This is a genomic window from Brevibacterium sp. LAARM3_SD1 (assembly GCF_057364765.1).
In genome coordinates this window covers 16,200-39,975 of sequence record NZ_JBNFOL010000021.1, presented here as the reverse complement: position 1 = coordinate 39,975, position 23,776 = coordinate 16,200, and the positions used below count along the sequence as shown (strand labels likewise).

The window sequence follows — 23,776 nt, the reverse complement described above, 5'->3', positions numbered from 1 at the left end:
GTCTCTTTCTCTCTGCTCTCGCCGGTCAGTCGCCGGCTGCCGATGCCGCGAGGGCATCCGCCCCACCGACGATCTCGGTGAGTTCCTGGGTGATTTCCGCCTGGCGAGCCGTATTGGCCAACCGGGTGTAGGTCTTGATGAGATCATCCGCGTTGTCCGTGGCTGTCTTCATCGCCGCCTGTCGCGAGGCCTGCTCGGAAGCAGCTGCGCTGAGCAGCGCCGAGAGGATGCGCGAATCGATGTATCGCGGCAACAGAGCGTCGAGCACAGCCTCCGCACTCGGTTCGAACTCGTAGAGCGGGAACGCGGGTGCGTCGGACGATGCGCCAGCTTGTCCGCCGGTCGACGCCTCTTCGGCGTCGACGACCTCCAACGGAAGCAGTCGCCGGTATTCAGGGTCGTGCGTGACGCTGGAGACGAAACGGGTGAAGACGATGTAGATCTCGTCGATCCCGGAGTCGGCCGACTCTGGGTCGAAGTTCTCCAACAGCGCCTCACCGATCTCGCGGGCATGCTCTGCCAACGGGTTCTCGGAGATACCTGTCCAGGACTTCTCGATCTTGCGATCGCGGAAGGTGTAGTAGTTCTTGGCCTTGCTGCCGACCGTGAACAGATCCACACTCTTGCCCTCGTTGCGCAGAAGCCGAATGAGTTCCTCAGCTTCACGCAGCAGGTTCGCCGAATAGGCGCCGGCGAATCCGCGATCGGGGCCGATCACCAGGACGGCAGCATGCTTGACGTTGTCCGATTCCGTGGTGAGAACGTGGTCGACGTTCGACTCGCTGGCCACCGCCGACACGGCCCGTGTGAGGGCGTTCGCGTACGGGCTGGCGGCCTGCGAGCGGGCAATGGCCTTCTGGATCCGCGAAGCAGCGATGAGCTCCATCGCCTTGAAGATCTTCCTCAAGGACTGAGTCGAGCGGATCTTCTGTTTGAAGACCCTCTGCTGGGCTCCCATCAGTTCTTCCTTTCGCCGTTACGGAACAGGTTCAACGCTTCTGCCGAACGATCTGCTCCTGCTCGACCTCGTCAGAGGACGCGGCTGCGGTGTCTTCGCTGCCGGCCTTCGACCCGCTCTGGTCCGAGCTGGCGAAGTTCTGCGTGAACTCGGCCAGGACGCTCTTCAGCTCTTCGGTCGTATCATCGTCGAGCTTGAGCGTCTCACGGATGGTCGTGAAGATGCCGGTCTTGCGCTCGATGTGATCGTGCAGTTCGGTCTCGAAGCGGAGCACATCGTCGACCGGGATCTCGTCGAGGTAGCCGTTGGTTCCGGCGAAGATCGACACGGTCTGCTTCTCGAACGGCATCGGAGCGTACTGACCCTGCTTGAGCAGTTCGGTCAGGCGCGCACCGCGGGCCAGATCGCGCTTGGTCGCATCGTCGAGGTCGGATGCGAACATCGCGAATGCCTCGAGCGAACGGTACTGAGCCAGCGAGATCTTCAGCGTTCCCGAAACTCCCTTGAGAGCCTTCGTCTGAGCGGCACCACCGACTCGCGACACGGACACACCGACGTCCACAGCGGGACGCTGACCGGCGTTGAACAGATCGGACTGCAGGAAGATCTGACCGTCGGTGATCGAGATGACGTTGGTCGGAATGAACGCACCGACGTCGTTGGCCTTCGTCTCGATGATCGGCAGACCGGTCATCGAACCGCCGCCGAGCTCATCGGAGAGCTTCGCGCAACGTTCCAGCAGACGCGAATGCAGGTAGAAGACGTCACCGGGGTAAGCTTCACGGCCCGGCGGACGACGCAGCAGCAGAGACACGGCGCGGTAGGCCTCAGCCTGCTTCGACAGGTCGTCGAACACGATGAGGACGTGCTTGCCGTCGTACATCCAGTGCTGACCGATTGCAGAACCGGAGTAAGGAGCCAGGTACTTGAAGCCTGCGGGGTCCGAGGCGGGCGAGGACACGATGGTCGTGTACTCGAGTGCACCGGCCTCTTCCAGCGAACGGCGGACGCCGGCGATGGTCGAGCCCTTCTGGCCGACGGCCACGTAGATGCAGCGGACCTGCTTCTTCGGGTCTCCGGTCTCCCAGTTGGCCTTCTGGTTGATGATCGTGTCGATCGCCAGAGCGGTCTTACCGGTCTTGCGGTCACCGATGACCAGCTGACGCTGTCCACGGCCGACCGGGATCATCGCATCGATGCTCTTGTAGCCGGTCTGGAGGGGCTCGCGCACTTCCTGGCGGTCCATGACGCCGGCGGCCTGGAGCTCGAGCTCACGACGACCGACGGTCTCGATGTCTCCGAGTCCGTCGACGGGACGACCCAGCGGATCGACGACACGACCGAGGTAGCCGTCGCCGACCGGAATCGAGAGGACCTCGCCGGTGCGGTAAACGTTCTGTTCTTCAGCGATTCCGGAGAACTCACCGAGGATGACGACGCCGATCTCGCGTTCGTCGAGGTTCTGCGCCAGGCCCAGGGTGCCGTCTTCGAACCGCAGGAGTTCGTTGGCCATGGTGCCGGGCAGTCCCGAAACGTGAGCGATACCGTCACCAGCGGTGACGACCTTGCCGACCTCGGTCTTTTCCGAGCTCTCGGGGTTGTACGAGTCAACGAACTTCCCGAGAGCGTCCCGGATCTCTTCCGGGCGAATTGTCAGTTCCGCCATCTGGTTTCCCTGCTTCCTTTACTCAAATCTTGCGTCCGGCGACCGGTGGGCCGCCGATGCCGGAGAAGCCGGCCACTAGTGTCAACCTGCGAGCTTGCGCTGCACATCGGCCAGTCGATCGGCCACGGTCGAGTTCATCATCTCGTCGCCGACCTGCACCCGGACTCCCCCGAGGACCTCGGGATCGACCTGGACATTGAGGACGAGTTCGCGACCATAGCTGGCCGACAATGCCGCCTGCAGCCTTTCGGTCTGCGCCTCGTTCAGGGGTCTGGCGACGGTGACGTCCGCAACCGACCGCTGCTGACGGGCGGCGAGGATATCGCTGTACTGATCGAGCGCCTTCGCCACGCGGAGTCCGCGCGGGTGCAGAGCAGCCTGTTCGACCAGCTTGATGGTGTCTGGCTGTGCCTTGCCGCCCAGCAGGTCGGAGACGAGGGCACGCTTGCTCTCGTCTGTCGCCTGCGAATCAAGCGCGCGGGACAGCTCGTGGTTGGATTCCAGCAGACGCGCGAAGCGGAAGATCTCCTCTTCGACCTGTCCCAGCTGCCCAGCTGCCTGTGCAGCAGCGGCAACCGCTGTCACACCGGCGACTTCGAGGCTGGTGACGAGGTCCTGGGTCCGCGCCCAGCGCGGCTGACTGCCTTATCGCTGATGCGCAGAACCGCATCCGTGATCCGAGTCGAGAACAGAGTCCGCAGCAGCTGCTGCTTCCTCTCGGCCGACTCGGAGGAGTCTGCCAGAGCCTTGCGCAGTCCGACATTCTCGGCGAGGATGCCGACGACTGCCAGAGTCTCCTCACCGATCTGTCGAGGGTCTCCCCCGGAGATCTCGGAGTTCGCGGTCTCGAGGACGGCCTGCAGGGACAATCTGCTCGACTGGAGCATCACGCCCCCTTGACCGGCTGCGCGGACGAGTTGGACTCGAGATCGGAGATGAAGCGATCGACCACGTTGGCCGAACGCTGGTCATCCGTGAGCGACTCACCGACGATGCGCGAAGCCAGGTCCGTGGCAAGAGTGCCGACCTCGGAACGCAGCTGCACCATGGCGGACTGACGTTCGGCGTCGATCTGAGTCTGTGCCTGAGCGATGATGCGATCAGCCTCGGAGTGAGCCTGAGCCTTCATGTCGGCGATGATCTGGGCGCCCTCTTCCTGAGCCTCGGCGCGCAGTCGTGCAGCTTCGGCACGACCGTCGGCGAGCTGCTTCTGATACTCGGCCAGAGCCTGATCGGCTTCGGCCTGCACCTTCTCAGCCTTCTCAATTCCACCCTGGATGCGCTCAGCGCGCTCGTCGAGGGTCTTGTTGAAGGCGGGAAGGACGTACTTCCAGACAACCAGGAAGACGATCAGCAGACAGACGGCACTCCAGACGATGTCGTACAGCGCCGGGAGAAGCGGGTTCTCCGCGGAGGCGACGATGTTTACCGGAGTCATCTTTCAGTCCTCTTCGAGATCAGGGCAGGAAGAACGGGGTGGCGATACCGATGAGGGCCAGAGCCTCGATCAGAGCGATACCGAGGAACATGTTTCCGCGCAGGGCGCCGGCCATCTCGGGCTGACGGGCGGTTCCTTCGATGGTCTTGCCGATGACGATGCCGACACCGACACCGGGGCCGATTGCGGCGAGGCCGTAACCGATCGTCGAAACGCTACCTGACACTTCGGCGAGCATATCCATAGGATGCTTTTCCTTTCATAATGAAGCCGGGTGGTTGGCCCGACCGTGCAACTCGTGAGTTACGGATCTAGGGGTGCGATCTCAGTGTTCGTCCGAGATCGCGGCATTGATGTACACACAGGACAGAAGAGCGAAGATGTAGGCCTGCAGCACGACGATGAGCATCTCCAGGATGAAGACGAACATGCCGCCGGCGAAGGTGACGATGCCGAAGAACTGGAATCCGTTCGCGGCGTCGAAGAGGAAGAAGCTCGTAGCGGAGAAGCAGAGGACGAGCAGGAGGTGGCCGACCATCATGTTCGCGAAGAGTCGGATCGCCAGAGTGAACGGCTGGGTGACGAACTTCGTGATGAACTCGATCGGGATGAGCAGGATGTGCATCGCCGGCGGAACGCCGGGCAGGATGAGCGAATCCTTCAGGTAGCGGCCGAGGCCCTTCTCTGCGATGCCGGCCCAGTGGTAGGTCACATAGACCACGAGGGTGAGCACGATCGGCATGCCGATGACGCCGGTGCCCGGCATGTTGAGGAACGGAATGAGCTTCGTGACGTTCCAGAACAGGATGCCGAAGAAGATCGCCACGATGAGCGGCATGAACTTCTTGGCCTTCTCCTTGCCCATCGTGTCCTCGGCGATGCCGACGGTCACGAACTCCATAGCGAGCTCCATGCTCGACTGGAAGCGGGTCGGGATGAGCTTCATGCGCTTGGCCCAGACGGCCAGCAACACAACGACTGCGACGGTGGCGATGATGCGGATGAGCATCACGCGGTTCATTTCGAACGGTGTGCCCTCAAAGAGGAACGAGGCTGGAAAGAACTCAGCCATCGACGGTGCGTGGAAGCCGCCTTCTGCAGCACTGACTGTTGTGTTCGCGGCGTTGAGTGTTCCCACGTTTTTACTACTCTCCCATGGTCAAGGGCCCTGATGGCCTGGCCTTGGCCCCGCACTGAAGGCGAGGCTTGAGGTTCAGGAGCGACAAAGGGCGAAGATCCGCCCAAGCACCGGGACTACTCTACCAACTGTAGAGAGTCACCGACAAATTCATCAGGCTTCTCTGTGCAATTTCTGTCAACGATTTTATACGACACGTCATTCATCATGCGCAGCGCCCCTCGACGTGTCTCGGATGGGTGCGCAGACGAGCCGCTGCTCGCCTATCGAGCTTCCGGATCGACGTAGGGGACGCGTCCCTTGACCACGGTGATCGCTTCAACGAGAGACGAACCGATCACTGCGACGACGATCGTGAAGAAGGCGACCGTGCCGTCGAGCCACGTCGCGTCCTTGATGCGCCAGATGACGATCATGAAGATGAAGGCCTTGAACAGGAACCCGATCCCGAGGAACCCGGCGATCGCGGTCAGTCCCATGTTCCGGCCCAGATACATGATGACGAGGGTGATGATGATGAAGACTGCGGCCAGTCCCCCGCCGACGGCGCCGCCGACGAGTCCCGTCATCCCCGAGACCAGCCAGCCGATGCCCATTCCGAGGGCAGCGACGACGAGGACGAGGATGATGCCGCGGATGAGCAGCGTCCTCCACACGCGGGTCCAGGCTGCTTCGACTTCGGTCTCTTGGCGCGGTATCGGGTCGGTCACGAGATTTCCTCTCTGGCTTTCTGACGCATGCGAAGGGGATAGAAGGTGAAGATCAGGGTGATGGCCGCAAGACCGCCGATGACGCAGGCGGAGAACAGCCAGCCCTGGAACAGAAGGAGCACCGAGCCGAAGGCGATGAGCGCCGTCCAGGTGTAGAGGATGAGCACCGCACGGGCATGGGAATGCCCGAGGCGCAGCATCCGGTGGTGGAGGTGTTTCGCATCGGCGGAGAACGGAGACTGTCCGGCACGCAGCCTGCGGACCACGGCCAGTCCGAGGTCGAGCAGCGGCAGGAACATCACGGCGATCGGCAGGATGATCGGCATGAAGGTGGCAAACGCCCGCTCCTGGCCGATCAGTGCCGGGTCGACCTGCCCGGTGACCCTGATCGTCGAAGCGGCCAGCAGCAGGCCGATGAGCATCGACCCTGAGTCGCCCATGAAGATCCTGGCCGGGTTGAAGTTGTGCGGCAGGAAGCCGAGGCAGGCACCGACGAGGATCGCGATGATGAGCGAGGCGAGGTTCGCGTAGGACTCCGGTGAGGCGTCACGGGCCAGCCAGTAGGAGTAGATGAAGAACGCGCTTCCGCCGATGGCGACGACGCCCGCGGCGAGCCCGTCGAGCCCGTCGACGAAGTTCACCGCGTTGATGGTCACGAGGACGACGAGGACGGTGACGATGATCGACATCCGCGGTGAGCCGATGATGACGCCGCCGAAGGGAATCGACAGCAGGGCCACGCCCTTGATCGCCATGAAGCCCGCGGCGAGAGCTTGGCCGGCGAGCTTCGCCATCCAATGCAGGTCCCAGATGTCGTCGATGACTCCGAGCAGGCAGAGCAGTCCGGCGGCTCCGGCGATGCCGATGATCGGTCCCAGTTCGACGAAGATCCGATTGAGGAACGGCATCTGGGAGGCGAAGATCAGCCCGGCGAGGAGCCCGCCGAACATGGCCACTCCCCCCAGCCTCGGCGTCGGGACGGAATGGACGTCGCGGTCGCGTAAGGGTGAGAAGATCTTTCCTCGTTCGGCGACCCGCTTGACCATGGGGGTCAGCAGGTACGCCACGAGGGCGGAGACGATGAGGATGAAGAGGTAGGCGCGCACTCAGCCGTCCAGGTCGATGAGCTCGGGGACGATCTCGCGCAGCTCCTCGGCGGAGATCGGGCCGCGGCGCAGGATACGGGGCACGTCACCGCTGAGGTCGATGATCGTCGACGACATTCCCGACTCGCGCACTCCCCCGTCGACATAGATGTCGACATCGTCGCCGAGCATCTCCTGCGCTTCGTCGGCGGTCTGGGCGGCGGGCTGTCCGGAGATATTGGCGCTCGACACGGCCAGCGGCCCGGTGCGACCGAGCAGTGCCAGTGCAGACTCGTCATCGGGCATGCGCACGGCCACGGTTCCGTGGGTGTCGCCGAGGTCCCAATCGAGGGAGGGCTGGGCGTTGGCGATGATCGTCAGCGGTCCGGGCCAGAACTTCGCGGTCAGTGCCAGCACGGTCTCGTCCACCCCGTCGACGAGACCGAAGATGGTCTCCGCACGCGGGACGAGAACCGGAGGCGGCATGTCTCGGCCGCGGCCCTTGGCCGCGAGCAGGGCAGCGACGGCCGAAGCGCTGAAGGCATCGGCGGCGATTCCGTAGACGGTATCGGTGGGGATGACGAGCAGGTTGCCTGTGTCGACGACTCGCGCGCACTCGTCGAAGACGAGCTCACGGATTTCGGCTTGGCTGACGTCGAATCGTCTCGACACGAGTTCTCCGTTTCGAATGTTCGGGCTGTGGTCTCGGTGTTTGAGCGGTGCGGGGCACGGATTCGTCTCCGCGGTCTCCTACGCCTCGCGGCGTGCCACCGTATACCGGTCGCGTCCAGTGTAGTCCTGGAAGGTTGCGGGGTGTCTCAGACTGGCCGTGGCTGCCAGCAGTTCCCGTGCGCCGGCGCCCTGTTCCTCGCTGTGTTCCATGAGGAATAGTCCGCCGCGTCGCAGCAGCTGCTCGGCTTCGAGGATGATGAGCCCCGGTACTTCCAGACCTGAATCCCCACCGTAGAGAGCGGCCGCGGGGTCGTGGTCGGCGACCTCCGGATCCCTCGGCACCGCGGAATCGGGAACGTAGGGCGGGTTAGTCACGACGATGTCGGCATATCCGCGCAGATCGGGTCGCGCCTCGGCGATCGTCGTCGCATCACCGAGGATGAACTCGACAGTCGACTCGCCGAGGCGGCTGTGCTCGAGGTTCGTCAGTGACCAATCGAGGGCGGTGGGTTCGCGTTCGACTCCGAGGACGTCGACGCCGTCGAATTCGGTGGCGACGGACAGGGAGACTGCTCCCGATCCGGAACACAGATCGATGACGAAAGGTCGTCGGACTTCGGCGGTCTTCGGCGTCGAGTCGAGCTCGGACAGTTCGGTCAGGACAGCGCCTGCCAGCAGCTCGGTTTCCGGCCTGGGGACGAAGACTCCGGGTCCCACCTGCAGCTCCAGGTGCCGGAAGTGGGCGATGCCGGTGAGATGCTGCAGCGGTGTTCGCTGCCGGCGCCGATCACACAGTTCGGCGAATCGCGAGCTCACAGTCACCGGTACGGGATCGTCGAAGAGACGGCGGCGGCTCAGAGCTGCCCGATCGATCTCCACGCGTGGGCGAGCAGTTCGAGCGCATCGCTTTCGGGGCTCGGGATTCCTGCCTCGGTGAAGAGATGGGTGGCCCCACGCAGGATGTCGGAGACGCGGGTCGGCCTGGCGGTGTCCAGCTCAGTCCCCCAGTGCGTCGAGGCGAGCGGCCTTGTCGGCGTCTCGGCAGGAGCCGATGACGGGATCGAGGTCGCCTGCCAGCACCTGGTCGAGGTTGTAGGCCTTGTAACCGGTGCGGTGATCGGTGATCCGGTTCTCCGGGAAGTTGTATGTGCGGATGCGTTCCGAACGGTCGACGGTGCGCACCTGTGAACGGCGGATGTCCGCGGCTTCCGCTGCGGCCTCCTCCGCCTGTTTGGCGAGGATCCGGGCACGGAGCATGCGCATCGCTGCGTCCTTGTTCTGCAGCTGGGACTTCTCGTTCTGGCAGCTCGCGGTGATTCCGGTCGGCAGGTGGGTGATGCGCACGGCTGAGTCCGTGGTGTTCACGGATTGCCCGCCGGGGCCGGATGAGCGGTAGACGTCGATGCGCAGATCGTGTTCGTCCAGCTGGACCTCTTCGGGCTCATCGACCTCGGGGAAGACGAGCACACCGGCCGCGGAGGTGTGGATACGCCCCTGTGACTCGGTGACCGGGACTCTTTGGACTCGGTGCACTCCGCCTTCGAACTTCACCCAGCCGTAGGCGCCGTCGTTCTTGGCCTTGACGGCCATGCTGACGTCTTTGTATCCGCCGAGGTCCGAATGGGTGGCGTCGAGGATCTGGCTCGACCAGCCCCGCGCATCGATCCACCGCTGATACATCCGCAGCAGATCACCGGCGAACAGTGCGGATTCGTCTCCGCCTTCGCCGGCTTTGATCTCGATGATCGCGTCTCGGGAGTCGTCCGGGTCGCTGGGGACCAGGAGATCCTTGAGCTCACCCTCGGCCGTTTCCATCTCTGCGGACAGTCGCTTGGCCTCTGCGGCGAAGTCGGCGTCGTCGTCGGCCAGTTCCACGGCGGCTGCGTGGTCGGCCTCGAGCTGGGCGAAGTGCCGGGCGGCTGCGGCGACCTTGTCGAGTTCCGCGTACCGCCTGGTCAGCTTCTTGGCCCGGCCGGCGTCAGCGTGGACCGCGGGATCGGAGAGTTCCTCCTGTACCCGGGCATGCTCATCGAGCAGTGCGCTGACGCCGGCCGTGAGGGTGTCGTCGACCATCTCAGCTGTTGTCGGTCGACGACTTCGGCAGCGGAGTCGTCTTCTGGACCTGCATGAGGAACTCGACGTTCGAGCCGGTCTCCTTGAGCTTCGACATGAGCAGTTCGACTGCCTGCTGCTGCTCGAGTCCGGAGAGCAGTCGGCGCAGCTGCCACATGACCTTCGTCTCTTCATTGGTCATGAGCATCTCCTCGCGACGGGTGCTTGAGGAGTTGACGTCGATGGCCGGGAAGATGCGCTTGTCGGCGAGCTGACGGCTCAGACGCAGCTCCATGTTGCCGGTGCCCTTGAACTCTTCGAAGATGACTTCGTCCATCTTCGAACCAGTCTCGACGAGGGCCGTGGCCAGGATGGTCAGCGAGCCGCCGCCTTCGATATTGCGTGCCGCACCGAAGAACTTCTTCGGCGGGTAGAGCGCATTGGCGTCGACACCGCCGGAGAGGATCCGGCCGGATGCCGGCTGCGCGATGTTGTAGGCACGGCCGAGGCGAGTGATGTTGTCGAGCAGCACGACCACATCGGAGCCCATCTCGACGAGACGCTTGGCGCGTTCGATGGCGAGTTCGGCGATCGTGGTGTGGTCGTCGGCCGGACGGTCGAAGGTCGAGGCGATGACTTCGCCCTTGACCGCACGCTGCATGTCCGTGACTTCCTCGGGACGTTCGTCGACGAGGACGACCATGAGGTGCGCTTCGGGGTTGTTCTCGGTGATCGCGTTGGCGATCTGCTGCATGATCGTCGTCTTGCCGGCTTTCGGAGGTGCGACGATGAGTCCGCGCTGGCCCTTGCCGATCGGGGTGATGAGATCGATGAGGCGGGTCGAGTGCAGCTTCGAGGTGGTCTCGAGGCGCAGACGATCCTGCGGGTAGAGCGGAGTCAGCTTGGAGAACTCGACGCGGCTGCGAGCATCGTCGACGGTGAGTCCGTTGACGGAGTCGAGGCGGACGAGAGCATCGAACTTCTCGCGCTTGTTGCCGCGCTGTTCGTTCTCACGCGGCTGACGGATGGCGCCGGCGACGGCGTCACCCTTGCGCAGACCGTTCTTGCGCACCATGGAAGCCGAGAGATAGACGTCGTTCGGTCCCGGCAGGTAGCCGGAGGTGCGGAGGAAAGCGTAGTTGTCGTGGACGTCGAGGATGCCGCCGACGGGGATGAGCACATCGTCGTTGCGGATGTCCGGCTCGTCGTTGCCGCGGCCGCGACGTTTCCGGTCCCGGCCCCGACCGCGTCGGTTGTTGCCGCGGTCGTCATCGTCGTTGCTGCGATTGCGACGATCGTTGTTGCCGCCGCGATCATTGCGGTGTCCGCGATCGTTGCCGCCGTCCCGGTCGTTGTTGTTCCGGCCGTTGCCCCCATTGCGGTCATTGCCGCCGCGGTTGTCGTCGGAGCGATCGTTGTTCCGGCCGCGACGATCGTTGTCGCGTCCACCGCGGTGGTCACGGTCCGAGCGGTCCTGGTCACCGGAGCGGTTCTGATCACCGGAGCGGTTCTGATCGCCGGAGCGATCCTGGTTGCCGGAGCGATCCTGGCCGCCGCGTTCGGTCGATTCCTCACCGCTGCTGTCGCGGCTCTCGCCCGGGGCGTCAGCACCGCGGGAACGCGAACGGCTGCGGCGGGAGCGCTGACGATCCTGGTCACTGCTCGTCTCGTCGGAGTGTGCTCCCCCGGACTGAGCAGCGCCGGATTCGTTCTCCGACGAGGAGTCCGAAGTCGGTTCGATGATGAGCGCCGGTGCATCCTCGGACGCGGAAGCGGCAGAACGACGCGAGGAGCGACGAGTCGTCGACTCCTGCTTCTTCTCGTCCTGATTCTCCGTCGGCTTCTCGGCCTTGGCGGCCGGCTGCGCGGACTTCTTCTCGGCGGGGGCGGACTTCGTCTCAGCGGATCCGCCCGAGTGGCTGTTGATGGCGTCGATCAGTTCGCTCTTGCGAAGACGACGGTAACCCTTGATTCCCAGACCGGCGGCCATTTCCTGGAGCTGCGGCAGCCGCAGCGCTGTGAGGCTGCCTGTGCGCGGGGTGGAATCCTGAGTGGTGGTTTCAGACACGAAGGTCCTTCTCCCTCTTTCGGCCGTGCGGCATGTGCCGTTTGCTCACGGCGACGGAAACACCATTGACGGTGCGTTGTGAAAGAAAACCTGCTAAAGACTGAGCAGGAGATGTTCCAGAATGTATGACATCGGCGACGGATCTGTGAAGAACAGCGGGAAGCCGTGCCCTGTCGGAACACCCACAGTCTACTTGTTCGCAGCCGATCTGGCGAATCGTTTCCTCAATTTTCTCGGCTCACGCGATAACCGTCGAGGTCAATCGCCGTGCGGTGAACGTCGATGCCTGCCGGGACGAGTGTGTCGGGCACCGCCTCGGCGAGGACGAGCACCGTAGGTCCGGCTCCGGAGATGACGGCCGGGAGTCCCTCGGCGCGCAGCGTGTCGACCAGCGCCATCGACTCCGGATAGGCGCTGCGACGGAACTCCTGATGGAGCTGATCGCGGGTGGCGTCGAAGAGCACGTCCGCGTCGTTGCTCAGCCCGTGGACGAGCAGGCCGGCCCGGGCTGAGTTGTCTGCCGCGATCGCATGATCGATGCCCGCGGGGATGAGCCCCCGCGCGACCTCGGTGTCGAGGCGGAAGGAGGGCACGAGAACCGTGACCGTCTCGAGTGTGCGCACGGGCACCTGCCACGACTTCACGGGCGTGGAAAGAGAGACGGTGAGTCCGCCGAAGATCGCGGGCGCGGCATTGTCGGGATGCCCTTCGACGGCGGTGGCGATCTCGAGGATCCGATCGCGGCTCAGTTCCGCTCCGGTCGACCAGGCTCCGAGTTCGGCCGCGAGGCCGATCCCGGCGACGACCGCTGCCGCCGATGAGCCCATGCCACGGGAATGGGGGATCCGGTTGACGCACTCGAGCGTCAGACGCGGTTTCAGCTCGGCAGCGACATCAGGGAACTCCGCGTCGAGCACTTCGCCGATGATCCGCATGATCAGGTGCGAGCGGTCCCGGGGCAGCACGTCCGCGCCCTCCCCCGTCACTTCGACGCAGCGGTGAGGATCGACCGCTGCGTCATGGACGGTGAGGGTGAGGGTGTCGACGATGTCGAGCGCCAGCCCATACGAGTCGTAGCCGGGCCCCAGATTCGCCGAGGTGGCCGGGACCTCGAGTCGGACGCGCACGCTCAGCTGTCCTCGAGTCCCAGCGCACGTGCGGCGCTGACTGCGTCGACGGAGACGCGCTTGGTTTCGATATCGGAGCCGTCTGCGGTATGCAGGGCCAGCTGGGGTCCTTGAGTCCGTGACCGGTCACGGTAACGGCGATCGTCGCGTCGGCCGGGATGCGGCCGGCGTCGGCCATCTTCAGCAGTCCCGCCACCGAGGCGGCCGAACCGGGTTCGACGAAGATGCCCTCTTCGCCCGACAGGATCTTGTGGGCGGCGAGGATCTCGTCGTCGGTGACCGAATCGATGAGGCCGCCGGAGTCGTCACGCGCCGTCTCCGCCTGCGTCCAGCTGGCGGGGTTGCCGATGCGGATGGCGGTCGCCACCGTATCGGGTTCGTCGACCGGGTGACCGAGCACCAGCGGTGCGGCTCCGGCGGCTTGGAAGCCCCACATCTGCGGCAGCCGCTTGGAGATGCCGTTTTCGCGGTATTCGTTGTAGCCCTTCCAGTACGCCGTGATGTTGCCGGCATTGCCGACGGGCAGCGCATGGATGTCGGGGGCGTCGCCGAGGACGTCGACGACTTCGAAGGCCGCGGTCTTCTGGCCCTCGATGCGATCGGGGTTGACCGAGTTGACGAGGTGGACCGGGTAGGACTCGGAGAGCTTCCGGCACAGCGTCAGGCAGTCGTCGAAGTTTCCGTCGACTTCGAGCAGAGTCGCCCCGTGGGCGATGGCCTGGCTCATCTTCCCCGGCGCGATCTTGCCGCTGGGCACGAGCACCGCACAGGTCAGTCCGGCCTTCGTGGCATAGGCGGCTGCAGAGGCCGAGGTGTTGCCCGTCGAGGCGCAGATGACGGCCTTGGCACCGTGAGCCACGGCCTTCGTGATCGCCATCGTCATGCCGCGGTCCTTGAAGGAGGCGGTCGGGTTGAGGCCTTCGTACTTCACCCACACCTGAGCACCGGTGCGCGCACTGAGCTTCTCCGCCTTGATCAACGGGGTCCCGCCCTCTCCGAGGGTGACTGCGGGAGTGTCAGCGGAGATGTCGAGGAGGCTGCGGTATTCCTCGACGACGCCCTTCCACTGGTGTCTGGGGTAGTTCATTGTCACTGTCCTTCTACGCGGATCACGGATTTGACGGTGTGGACGACAGGCAGATCGATGAGGCGATCAACCGTCTTCTGCAGAGTCGAGTCGGTGTTCGAGTGGGTGGCCAACACGAGCTTCGCATGCTGGACGCCCTGCTCGTCGACGTCGCCGATCGTCTGTCGCATGAGTTCGATGGAGGCGCCTTCGTCGGCGAAGACTTCGGAGACCGCGGCGAGCACGCCGGGACGGTCCACCACGTCGAGGGTGATGTGGTACCTGGTCGTGATGGCCGAGATCGGCAGAATCGGGTAGTCCTCGTGGAAGGGGCGTTCGTACTGTCCGCGTCCGCCGAGCACCTTGCGCCTGGCCACCGAGACGAGGTCTCCGAGCACGGCGGAGGCGGTCGGGGCTCCCCCGGCTCCCTGGCCGTAGAACATCAGCTCTCCGGCGGCTTCGGCTTCGATGAACACCGCGTTGAAGGCACCGCGCACGGAGGCCAATGCGTGGCCCCTGTCGAGCAGAGCCGGGTACACGCGCGCGGAGAGCCCGGCGCCTGCCGGAGACGAGACGACGCGTTCGCACACGGCCAGGAGTTTGATGACGAATCCCTGGTCCCGGGCGGTCTCGACCATCTCGGCGGTGATGCCTTCGATGCCCTCGACGTGGACGTCATCGATCGACACGGGAGCATGGAAGGCCAGAGACGACAGGATCGCGGCCTTCGCAGCCGCATCGTGACCGCCGATGTCAGCGGTCGGATCGGCCTCTGCGTATCCGAGCTCCTGAGCGGCGGTGAGCGCCTGGTCGAAGTCCCAGCCTTCGGAGTCCATCTGATCGAGGATGTAGTTCGTCGTTCCGTTGACGATGCCCATGATGCGCTCGATCCGGTCACCGGCCAGCGAATCGCCGACGGGACGGATGATCGGAATCGCTCCGGCCACCGCTGCTTCGTGCTCGAGGCGCACACCGGCGGCATCGGCCGCGGACATGAGTTCGCCGTAGCTGGCGGCCAGCAGCGCTTTGTTCGCGGTCACGACGGATGATCCCTGGCGCAGCGCCGCGGTGATGAGCGAGCGTGCGGGTTCGATCCCGCCCATCAGCTCGACGACGATATCGGCGCCGGCGATGGCCGCCTCGGCGTCGGTCGTGAGCAGCTTCTCATCGATTCCCGGACGGGCCTTAGAGGCATCGCGGACGACGATGGCGCTCAGCTCCAGCGGAGCGCCGATGCGTTCGGCCAGGCCTTCTGCCCGGTTCTGAATACGGGCGGCGACTTCCGTGCCGACGACTCCGCATCCGAGCATGGCAACCTTCAATGCCTGCATTTTCTCACCTTTTTCGCTCTTGTCTCCCAGGCTCATCAGTTCGGTGCTCCTCCCCCGGTCATGCCCGGGTCGGTGGCGAACATCTGCGCGTGGTCCTCGGGTGTCACGATCCACTCAACTCTATCGGCCTCGACGGCGAGCACGCCCGGCCGGGGCAGGTGGTTGTAGTTGTTGGACAGCGACCGGCAGTACGCCCCGGTGGTCGGGACTGCGACGAGGTCGCCCGCGGTGACGTCGGCGCCCATGTACTCGTCGCGGACGATGATGTCGCCGGATTCGCAGTGCTTGCCGACGACGCGCACGATGGCGGGTTCAGCGGAAGAGTTCCGGTTGGCCAGAGTGCACGAATAGTCCGCGTCATAGAGAGCGGTGCGGATGTTGTCGCTCATGCCCCCGTCGACGGCGACATAGGTGCGCAGGCCGCTGTCGGTGCTCACCTGCTTGACGGTGCCGACTTCGTAGAGCGTGAACACCGCCGGGGAGACGATCGCTCGTCCGGGTTCGATGGAGATCCGAGGAACGCTCGTACCCAGCCCCCGGCATTCCTTGGCGACGACGGAGGCGAGCTCCTCGGCCATCTCCGCGACCGGGATCGGGGTGTCTTGCGAGGTGTAGCGGATTCCGAAACCGCCGCCGAGGTCGACATCGGGCAGGTCGATGCCGTGTTCGCCCATGATCTCGGCGCGGAATGCGAGAACGCGTGCGGCGGCGACCTGGAATCCGGAGATGTCGAAGATCTGCGATCCGATATGCGAGTGGAGGCCGTCGAGACGCAGATGTTCGGATTCCGCGACCAGGCGAGCCGCCCGGGCTGCCGTGCCATCGGCGAGGGAGAGTCCGAACTTCTGGTCTTCGTGAGCCGTGGCGATGAAGTCATGGGTGTGCGCTTCGACACCGACGGTGACTCGCAGCATGACGGGGGCGACGGCACCTCTGGCCGCTGCGATGGATTCCAGTCGAGCGACCTCGTCGAGGCTGTCGACGAAGATCCTGGACACACCGTAGTCGAGGGCGTATTCGAGTTCTGCCGCGGACTTGTTGTTTCCGTGCAGTCCGACGCGGTCGCCGGGGACGCCGGCGGCGCGGGCGATCATCATCTCTCCCAGAGAGCAGGTGTCGAGTCCGAGGCCGGCCTCATGCACCCATCGGGCGACCGCCGTGCACAAGAACGCCTTCCCTGCATAGAAGACGTCGGCTCCGGCCAGGCCCTTGTCGACGGAGAACGCGTGGGAGAAGGTGCTCAGGTAGCTCTCGGCGCGGCTGCGGAAGTCGGCGACGTCCATGACGAGGGTGGGGGTGCCGTACTGCTCGGCCAGGTCCGTCACGGGATGACCGGCGATCGTGAGCACTCCCTCGGCGGTCTTCGTGACATTGTCCGACCACAGACTCGGCAGCAACGCGTTGACGTCATCGGGATAGGGCAGCCACACCGGGGCCGGTGTCGCGTGCAGTGTCCCTGCGATATGTGCGGGCATCAGATCCTCTCCGGGGCCGAAGCGCCCAATTGTCGTAGTCCTGCGGCGAGGACGATGATGACGGCCCTCAGAGCGAGGAGCCTGGAGGTATGGGTGACGGTGATGTCCTCATCGACCGTCGGGGTGACCGGGCAGCGGCGGATCCAGACCTCGACGGTGTCGGCAAGGTCGAGGAGTGCCATGAGGAAGGGATCGGCCTCGCCGAGGCGGCGTGATCGTTCCAGCGCTGACGGCAGGCCCGCGACTGCATTGAGCATCCGAGTCTCACACGGATGTTCGAGTCTCGCAGCATCGATGCCGTCGGTCGGGATTCCCGCTCGCTGTGCCCGCCGCCGTTCGCGGCACGCGGCGGCATGCCCGCGTCGGAGGTCGTCCACTGCGACCGGATCGATGTGCACATCGATTCCGTCTGCGAGGAGATCCTGTGCCGACTCCCGGTCCGAGGGTGCGAGCAGCGAACGCAGCGGGGTACGATCCTGGCCCGCGTTCCCATCGGCGTCGGTCTCCGCCACAGTGACGATGTCGCAGACAACCTGCGCCCGGCCGGCCGGAGTCAGGGTCACGTTGACGAACCCGGGCTCGGCGATGACGGCGTCTGCCACCTCGGGGTGGCGGCTCAGTTCAGTGCACAGATGTGCCGCGAGTTCGGTTCGCCGTTCGGGTGCAGAGGCTGCGCGCAGCGCTGCCGGTGTCGTCCAGTCGCCGAGTGTGGGACGAGTCGGGGCGAGGACATCGACGGGTGTGTCGAATCCCGGTGCCACGAGACCTGCCTCGGCCGTCGCCAAGGCGCGCGCGAGTGCAGTCTGCAGGTCTTCCGGGGTCACTCGAACAGAGTACTCGGGGCCGGACTGCGAGGACGAATCCGGTGTCATCTTCGCTCTCATGACGAGACGGATGCCCGCGGCAGATCGGGACGGAAGCCCACTGGAGTTCAGATCGCGCCGGGCCGGCACGCAGCGTGACTGACGAAGAGTTTGACGACCACCGAGGCGAGCACCACGGCGAATGCCGGCCACATGCTGTCGAAACTCTGGATGAGGAACGCGAAGATCAGCGGTCCCGTGGCCGCCAGCAGGTAGCCGCCGCCCTGGACGAACCCGGACAGTGCGGCCGCCGCCTCGGCGTCACGTGCCCGCAGGGTGATGAGCGTCAGCGCCAGCGGGAACGTGGAGATGCCGATGCCCAGCAGCACAGTCCACAGGACGGGAGCCGCCGTCGGCAGCAGCCACAGGCCCAGGTAGCCTACGGCCAGGCTGAGGCAGAAGCCGACGACGATGAGATATGCCGAACGCATCTTCTGCGCCAGGGTCGGCAGGACGAAGCCGAGGACGAGGGGGATGGCGGTGACCAGCGCCAGCATCGCTCCGCCGAAGGCCGCATCGAATCCGGACCGGGTGAGCAGGCTCGGCAGCCAGGTGAAGAGGATGAAGTTGTTGAACGACGTCAGCCCGGTCATCGTCATCAGCGCCCACGCCCGTGGGCTGCGCAGCAGGCGGGAGAGTTCGCTGCCGCCGACCACGGCGGCGGCCACCTCGTTGGCTGGTGCCGGCCTGACGATGCGGATGACGAACCAGGCGGCCACTCCCAGAGCCGCGAACCCGGCCCAGACGAGGAGCGACCCCCTCCATCCGACGCCGGAAGCGAGGGGAACGGCGACCAGCGGCGGGATGAACGTGCCGAATTGGAGCAGCCCGACGTGAACGGTCGACATGAGCGCCACCTTGTCGGGGAAATACGATTTCACCAGCGGCGGGAGGACGACGTTGCCGATGCCCATTCCCAGCAGGGCGAGCACGCTGAGGGCGAGGAAGAGCGACTGGGAATCGATGACCGCGCGGATTCCCAATCCGATCGTGACCATCACCATCGCGGCCAGGGTCAGGCCGAGCCCGGAGAAGCGGGCATAGAGCCGCGGGGTGAGGAAGCCGCTGAGTCCGTAGAGCAGCGGCGGCAGCATGCCGATGATCGCGAGGAACACCGCGCTCAGTTCGATCTCTGCGCCCATGGCATCGAGCAGCGGTGAGAGACCGGTGACTCCGGGCCGCAGATTGAAGGCGGCGAAGACGATTCCGAGGACGATCAGAATGCGGATGTGGGCGGAGTTCATGAGCTCTTTCCTATCAGACGCCGACCTTCCGTCCCGCGACCGGGGCGCATCAGAAGTCGATCTTGAGCCCCTCGACGGGTGAAAGGCGAGACGCTCGTCTGGCCGGTGCCAGCGCGGAGAGGATCCCCGCGATGATCGCCACGCCGAGGATGCCGAGGAAGGACGGTGCGGAGAAGTCGACGATGAGGTCGGTGGAGTAGTCGTGCGTGACCAGCCGTGTGCCGACGATGCCCAGGGCACCGCCGAGGACGAGCCCGAGCAGCGCGGCCACCGATGAGATGAGCACGGCTTCGAGCGCCAGCAGGGTCCGCAGCTGCGCGATGCTCAAGCCCAGCGCCCGCATCAGCGCGTTCTCCCGCCGGCGTTCGATGACGGAGAGGCTGACCGTGTTCGAGACTCCGATGAGCGCGATGATCACGGAGACGAAGAGGAGGGCCACGGCCCCGGCGAGCATGACGTCGATGAGTTCGGAATAGGCGCCGCGGGCGACGGCCGAACCGCCGACCTCTTCGCTCGAGACGTCAAGTGTCTCGGCCACGGACTGGCGGATGCGCGTGATCTCGTCGACCTCGACGTCCTCATCGAGACGGACGAGCACGGCCGTCGTCGTCGCTGAGATGCCGAGGTCGTTGCCGACATCGGGGGTGGTGAAGAACGCGCGGCTGGAGAGTCCGTCCCTGTGCACGGGCAGGCTCATCTCGTTGAGCCCTCTCACCCGCACGGTCGAAGAGCGGTAGTCCTCGGGAACGGTGACGCGACCGGAGACGATATCGGCGGCTGCGTCACCGAGCACGGTCTCGGCACTGTCCGGGTCGATGACGAAGATCTCGGGACGGGAACCCTTGAAGTCTTCGACCGCCTCGGCGCGGTGAGCGATGACCGCGGTCGACACACCGGGGATCTCGCGGACGTCATCGAGTTCGTCATCGTCGACGAGGCCCGACAGCGGCACGGAGATATCGACGGGATAGCGCTGGTCGAGTCCGTGGCTGAGCGTCGCCTTCGTCGACGTTCCGCCGACGAGGATCGTCGCCACCAGGGTCACACCGATGATCAGCGCCGTGGCCGTGGCCGCGGTGCGGCGCGGATTGCGCAGGGTGTTCAGGGTCGCCAGCTGTCCGGGCACGCCCCAGGGGCTGAACAGCACCTCGCCCGTCCACGCGACGACGGGCGGGATGATCTTCGCCGAACTGATCACCAGTCCCGTGACCACGAGCCCTCCGCCCACCGCGCCGCCGAGGATCCACAGCTGGGTGGTCGACACGGCATAGACAGAGACGATGACGAGGACGATGCCCAGTCCGATGAAGCCGAAGCCCACGAGCTGACGGGGTCGGGCGCGGGTGCGGGGAGAGATGGATGCGTCGAAGGGCTGGAGTGCTTCGAGCGGGGTCACAGCGATGGCGCTGCGGGCCGGCCGCATGGTGGCCACGATCGTCAGCAGGGCGCCGACGACGACGCCGCTGACCAGGGCGGAGACGGGAACGGTGAGCGTGTCGTAGGGGAACTCCTCCGGCCAGTACTTCACGGCCGCGGCCATGAGTCCGCGGCTGACGGCCACCCCGGCGAGGGCGCCGAAGATCGACCCGAGCAGTCCGACGAAGAGTCCTTCGGCCACGACGGAGCCGTACATCTGCACGCGAGTGGCGCCGAGGCAGCGCAGGAGTGCGAATTCGCGACGGCGTCCGGCGACGATGACGGAGAAGGTGTTGGAGACGACGAGGATGGCGACGATGACGGAGATTCCGGCGAAGACGAGCAGCAGTCCGGTCACGACGGCATTGCCGCCGGAGAGACGGTCGGTCTTCGCCTTCACGGCATCGTCCACGGTGAGCGCTTCGAGGCTGCCGTCCAGGTCCGAATCGTCGATGACCCTCTGCAGCTGGGATCGCACCGCCTCCGGGTCCGCACCGTCTTCGAGGGCGATCTGGATGGCGATGACATCACCCTGCTGGGCGAAGTACTCCTGATAGCCAGAGGCGGTCGTCAGTGCTCGAGTGGCGCCGGGCATCGCCGGATCCTGCCCCATCTCCGCGATGCCGACGACGGAGAAGGTGACGCTGCTCTGACTCGGACCACGATATATGGGCATGTCATCGTTGCCGCTCTCCACCGGAACCGCATCGACGGTGAAGCGGATCTCATCACCGACTCCCACCTTGAGTTCGCTTGCCGTGCGGGTGTCGAGGACGAGGTCGGTCGTCGAGTCCGGGCGCTGGCCGGAGATCATGTCGAAGGTGTCGAGCCGTTCATCCGCGGGCACCGGTGACAGCGCGAAGGAACTTTCGGAGAATGCCGCTCCCCGCCCCGTGGTCACCGTGCGGGCCGACAGAGACGCTGTGTCCACGCCGTCGACTTCGGCCAAAGGCCCCAGCAGCGGGGAGGCCTCGTCTCCCCCGACGAAGACGTCTCTGCTCGGGACGACGGTGAGGTCGGACTTCTCGAATGAGCGCCCCACGGCATGCTCGAGGCTGTCCTGCAGTGAGGAGTTGATGATCAGGGTGGTCGCGACGAATCCGGAAGCCAATGCGATGCCGAGGCCGATTGCGAGGAACCGGGCCCAGTGGATCCGAATCTGCGCGAGGGCGACTGCGATCACAGAGAGCTCAGTTCGCTCAGCGCCGTGACCACGCTCTCTCGGGTCGGTTGGCGGACTTCGCCCGTGGCACGCCCGTCCTTGAGGAGGACGACCCGACCGGCATGCGATGCCGCAACGGGGTCGTGGGTGACCATGATGATCGTCTGCCCGTACAGGGTCGTGGCGCGGCCGAGCAGGGACAGGACCTCCGCGCCGGCATGGGAGTCGAGGTTCCCGGTGGGCTCATCGGCGAAGATGACATCCGGCCGGGTCAGCAGCGCCCGGGCCACGGCGACTCTCTGCTGCTGACCGCCGGAGAGCTCATGCGGCCGGTGCTGGAGTCGATCGCCGAGTTCGAGCCGTTCGACGACCTCGGCCTTCCACTCACGATCGATCTTCTTCCTGGCCAGAGACACCGGCAGTTCGATGTTCTGCTCGGCACTCAGCGTCGGGACGAGGTTGAAGGCTTGGAAGATGAAGCCGACGCGATCTCGCCGCAGCTGGGTCAGCTGTCGGTCGTTGAGACGGGTGATGTCCTGGCCGCGCATGATGATCGAGCCCGAATCGACGCGATCGAGCCCAGCGAGCACGTGCATGAACGTCGACTTCCCGGAGCCGGAGGGACCCATGATGGCGGTGAAGCGGCCCGATTCGAAGTCGACGCTGATGTCGTCGAGGGCGTCGACCGCCGTATCGCCGCGGCCGAAGCTCTTGCGCAGGCCCTGCGCACGGAGGACGATATCGTCATCCCCCGTGCTCGTCTGGACGGGCTCATCACCAGGTTCCGACATCGCATGCCTCACATCACGGTTCGGGTCTCGTCTCCGACTACCTTAGATCCTGTCTGCACTGCCGACCACTCGGGTCGCGAATGCAGAACCGCCCACCTCAGCAGTTGAGATGGGCGGTGTTGTGGTGCCCGCGACAGGATTCGAACCTACGACCTTCTGCTCCGGAGGCAGACGCTCTATCCACTGAGCTACGCGGGCAACGGGTGCAACTCTATCACCGTTGGGCACCACCTCCCAAAACGACGCCACGTGCAGACCCGAGGGACTGCACGCGGTGTCAAGAAGGCTGTGATCAGCGATGTTCGACCAGATCAGGCGCCCTTCATGGCTTTGCGACCCGGCACGTATTCCCAGTGCCAGAGCTCGTAGGAGTTGCGCTTGGCCCAGTCCGGGTTCTCCCACCCGAACTTCTCAGCATTGGCGACGAGCCATTCGTACTGCTCGCCGGTTCCGTTCTGTGTGCCTGCACCGAGGTCCAGAGCCAGTCCCCAACCGTGGTTGGAGGTTCCCGGACGAGCTGCGAAGCCGGGCTTGCGTGCGGCGACGGAGACCTGCGATTCCAGCGACCGGTAGGAGTCGGTGACGGCGATGTCCTTGCCGGTGTCCTTCTTGAAGGCGGCGTTCATCTTCGCAAACGACACGGCCGCATCGGTGCGCAGTTTGTGATTGCCCACACCGATCTCGCACAGCCATCCGTCGGGCAGTTCGCCGTTGCTTGCGTCGCCCTTCGGTGCTGCTTCGTCACAGCCGGGCAGAACGGTCTTCGTGATCGCACGAGACGCCGCATCGACCTTGGTCTGCTTGGCGCTCGGGGCGCCGATGGTCATCGAGGTCTTATCGTCCTTGTCGACCTTGATGTCGGCGGAGACCGACTCGGCGCTGATCGCACGCGGTTCGGACTGAGCGGCGGTGTCGTCGACCTTGACTTCCTGGTTCCCGCTCATGTTTCCGGCGACCATCACAGCGGCGATGGCGGTGCCGGTGACCGAGACGGTGGCCAGAGCGGAGAAGGTCGTGACCTGGCGGCTGCGGACCGAGCGCAGCAGCGAACCGTCGGAACCGCGGTTGCCGAGGTGAGCGGCAGCCAGCGTGGACGTATGACCCGCCGGGGTCATCGGCTGCGAAGCCTCTTTGGCCATCGCCGCCCGTCGCGGTGAACCCGCTGCGGCGCGGGCCTCGGCGGCCATGGCCGCACGGCGGGGCGAGAGGGCTGCGGATGCGGCGTTCCGCGACTGCGATGTCACGGGATGCGCGGAGTTGATGGTCGAAACCTGCGAAGAGGCGTTCTGCTTGCGCAGATCACGTCGGCGAACCGGCGGCGCCTCGACGGTCGAGAGCTGACTCGACATAGTGCTCCATACTGTTGGTGAAAGTTGTGCGGTGGAGGCCCTCTGTCGGGCACCCGAAAGCCTATGTCACAACACTATAAAGACATCGTTACAGAATGTCACCTTCAGGGCATACACGGCGTGTGACCAGGTCATTCACCACCAGTGATTGGTCACGAATCACTA

At 65.1% G+C, this 23,776-nt stretch carries 21 protein-coding genes, 1 tRNA gene and 1 pseudogene; all 23 read right to left on the bottom strand.

Annotation, left to right across the window (positions count from 1 at the left end; genetic code table 11):
* Positions 1-25: 25 nt before the first annotated feature.
* Positions 26-958, bottom strand: coding sequence for a F0F1 ATP synthase subunit gamma (locus AC2W7L_RS12370; RefSeq protein WP_062242192.1), 933 nt, complete (start codon positions 956-958; stop codon positions 26-28).
* Between the two features lie 31 nt (positions 959-989).
* Positions 990-2,624: a F0F1 ATP synthase subunit alpha gene (atpA, locus tag AC2W7L_RS12365; protein WP_486004704.1), complete on the bottom strand. Its 1,635-nt coding sequence runs from the start codon at positions 2,622-2,624 to the stop codon at positions 990-992.
* An 81-nt stretch (positions 2,625-2,705) separates the two neighbouring features.
* Positions 2,706-3,209, bottom strand: a complete 504-nt coding sequence (gene atpH, locus AC2W7L_RS12360) for an ATP synthase F1 subunit delta (RefSeq protein WP_486004703.1) — start codon at positions 3,207-3,209, stop codon at positions 2,706-2,708.
* On the bottom strand, positions 3,206-3,511 hold the full coding sequence (locus AC2W7L_RS12355; RefSeq protein WP_486004702.1) for a hypothetical protein: 306 nt from the start codon (positions 3,509-3,511) through the stop codon (positions 3,206-3,208). The genes atpH and AC2W7L_RS12355 overlap by 4 nt, the downstream gene beginning before the upstream one ends.
* Positions 3,511-4,062: a F0F1 ATP synthase subunit B gene (locus AC2W7L_RS12350; RefSeq protein WP_039210678.1), complete on the bottom strand. Its 552-nt coding sequence runs from the start codon at positions 4,060-4,062 to the stop codon at positions 3,511-3,513. Before AC2W7L_RS12350 ends, AC2W7L_RS12355 begins: the two co-directional genes overlap by 1 nt.
* A gap of 19 nt (positions 4,063-4,081) precedes the next feature.
* Positions 4,082-4,306, bottom strand: a complete 225-nt coding sequence (atpE, locus tag AC2W7L_RS12345; RefSeq protein ID WP_025776917.1) for a F0F1 ATP synthase subunit C — start codon at positions 4,304-4,306, stop codon at positions 4,082-4,084.
* 81 nt (positions 4,307-4,387) lie between these two features.
* Complete coding sequence (atpB, locus tag AC2W7L_RS12340; protein WP_228281799.1) at positions 4,388-5,200, bottom strand: F0F1 ATP synthase subunit A; 813 nt, start codon at positions 5,198-5,200, stop codon at positions 4,388-4,390.
* Between the two features lie 263 nt (positions 5,201-5,463).
* Positions 5,464-5,910 carry a Cg1360 family ATP-synthase-associated protein gene (locus AC2W7L_RS12335; protein ID WP_486004701.1) on the bottom strand — a complete coding sequence of 149 codons (447 nt, stop codon included), beginning with the start codon at positions 5,908-5,910 and terminating at the stop codon, positions 5,464-5,466.
* Positions 5,907-7,016 carry an MraY family glycosyltransferase gene (locus AC2W7L_RS12330; protein WP_167195761.1) on the bottom strand — a complete coding sequence of 370 codons (1,110 nt, stop codon included), beginning with the start codon at positions 7,014-7,016 and terminating at the stop codon, positions 5,907-5,909. The genes AC2W7L_RS12335 and AC2W7L_RS12330 overlap by 4 nt, the downstream gene beginning before the upstream one ends.
* A complete protein-coding gene (locus tag AC2W7L_RS12325) occupies positions 7,017-7,667 on the bottom strand; it encodes an L-threonylcarbamoyladenylate synthase (protein WP_486004700.1) in 651 nt (216 codons plus the stop codon).
* 78 nt (positions 7,668-7,745) lie between these two features.
* Positions 7,746-8,483: a N5-glutamine methyltransferase family protein gene (locus tag AC2W7L_RS12320; RefSeq protein ID WP_486004699.1), complete on the bottom strand. Its 738-nt coding sequence runs from the start codon at positions 8,481-8,483 to the stop codon at positions 7,746-7,748.
* Between the two features lie 180 nt (positions 8,484-8,663).
* Positions 8,664-9,740, bottom strand: coding sequence for a peptide chain release factor 1 (gene prfA, locus AC2W7L_RS12315; RefSeq protein WP_486004698.1), 1,077 nt, complete (start codon positions 9,738-9,740; stop codon positions 8,664-8,666).
* Position 9,741: 1 nt separating this feature from the next.
* Positions 9,742-11,787 (bottom strand): transcription termination factor Rho, encoded by a 2,046-nt coding sequence (rho, locus tag AC2W7L_RS12310; protein WP_486004697.1) that lies wholly within the window; start codon positions 11,785-11,787, stop codon positions 9,742-9,744.
* Positions 11,788-12,011: 224 nt separating this feature from the next.
* A complete protein-coding gene (gene thrB / locus AC2W7L_RS12305) occupies positions 12,012-12,914 on the bottom strand; it encodes a homoserine kinase (RefSeq protein WP_486004696.1) in 903 nt (300 codons plus the stop codon).
* A gap of 2 nt (positions 12,915-12,916) precedes the next feature.
* Positions 12,917-14,001, bottom strand: a pseudogene (gene thrC / locus AC2W7L_RS12300) (threonine synthase).
* A 2-nt stretch (positions 14,002-14,003) separates the two neighbouring features.
* Positions 14,004-15,311 carry a homoserine dehydrogenase gene (locus tag AC2W7L_RS12295; protein WP_486004695.1) on the bottom strand — a complete coding sequence of 436 codons (1,308 nt, stop codon included), beginning with the start codon at positions 15,309-15,311 and terminating at the stop codon, positions 14,004-14,006.
* Positions 15,312-15,346: 35 nt separating this feature from the next.
* Complete coding sequence (lysA, locus tag AC2W7L_RS12290; RefSeq protein WP_486004694.1) at positions 15,347-16,786, bottom strand: diaminopimelate decarboxylase; 1,440 nt, start codon at positions 16,784-16,786, stop codon at positions 15,347-15,349.
* Complete coding sequence (locus tag AC2W7L_RS12285; RefSeq protein ID WP_486004693.1) at positions 16,786-17,610, bottom strand: DALR anticodon-binding domain-containing protein; 825 nt, start codon at positions 17,608-17,610, stop codon at positions 16,786-16,788. Before AC2W7L_RS12285 ends, lysA begins: the two co-directional genes overlap by 1 nt.
* A 107-nt stretch (positions 17,611-17,717) precedes the next feature.
* Complete coding sequence (locus AC2W7L_RS12280) at positions 17,718-18,893, bottom strand: MFS transporter (protein WP_486004692.1); 1,176 nt, start codon at positions 18,891-18,893, stop codon at positions 17,718-17,720.
* Positions 18,894-18,942: 49 nt separating this feature from the next.
* Positions 18,943-21,492 carry an ABC transporter permease gene (locus tag AC2W7L_RS12275; protein ID WP_486004691.1) on the bottom strand — a complete coding sequence of 850 codons (2,550 nt, stop codon included), beginning with the start codon at positions 21,490-21,492 and terminating at the stop codon, positions 18,943-18,945.
* Complete coding sequence (locus AC2W7L_RS12270; protein ID WP_486004690.1) at positions 21,489-22,262, bottom strand: ABC transporter ATP-binding protein; 774 nt, start codon at positions 22,260-22,262, stop codon at positions 21,489-21,491. The genes AC2W7L_RS12275 and AC2W7L_RS12270 overlap by 4 nt, the downstream gene beginning before the upstream one ends.
* Before the next feature lie 122 nt (positions 22,263-22,384).
* Positions 22,385-22,460 (bottom strand) — tRNA-Arg (locus AC2W7L_RS12265).
* A gap of 113 nt (positions 22,461-22,573) precedes the next feature.
* Complete coding sequence (locus AC2W7L_RS12260; RefSeq protein ID WP_486004689.1) at positions 22,574-23,611, bottom strand: M15 family metallopeptidase; 1,038 nt, start codon at positions 23,609-23,611, stop codon at positions 22,574-22,576.
* Between the last annotated feature and the right edge of the window lie 165 nt (positions 23,612-23,776).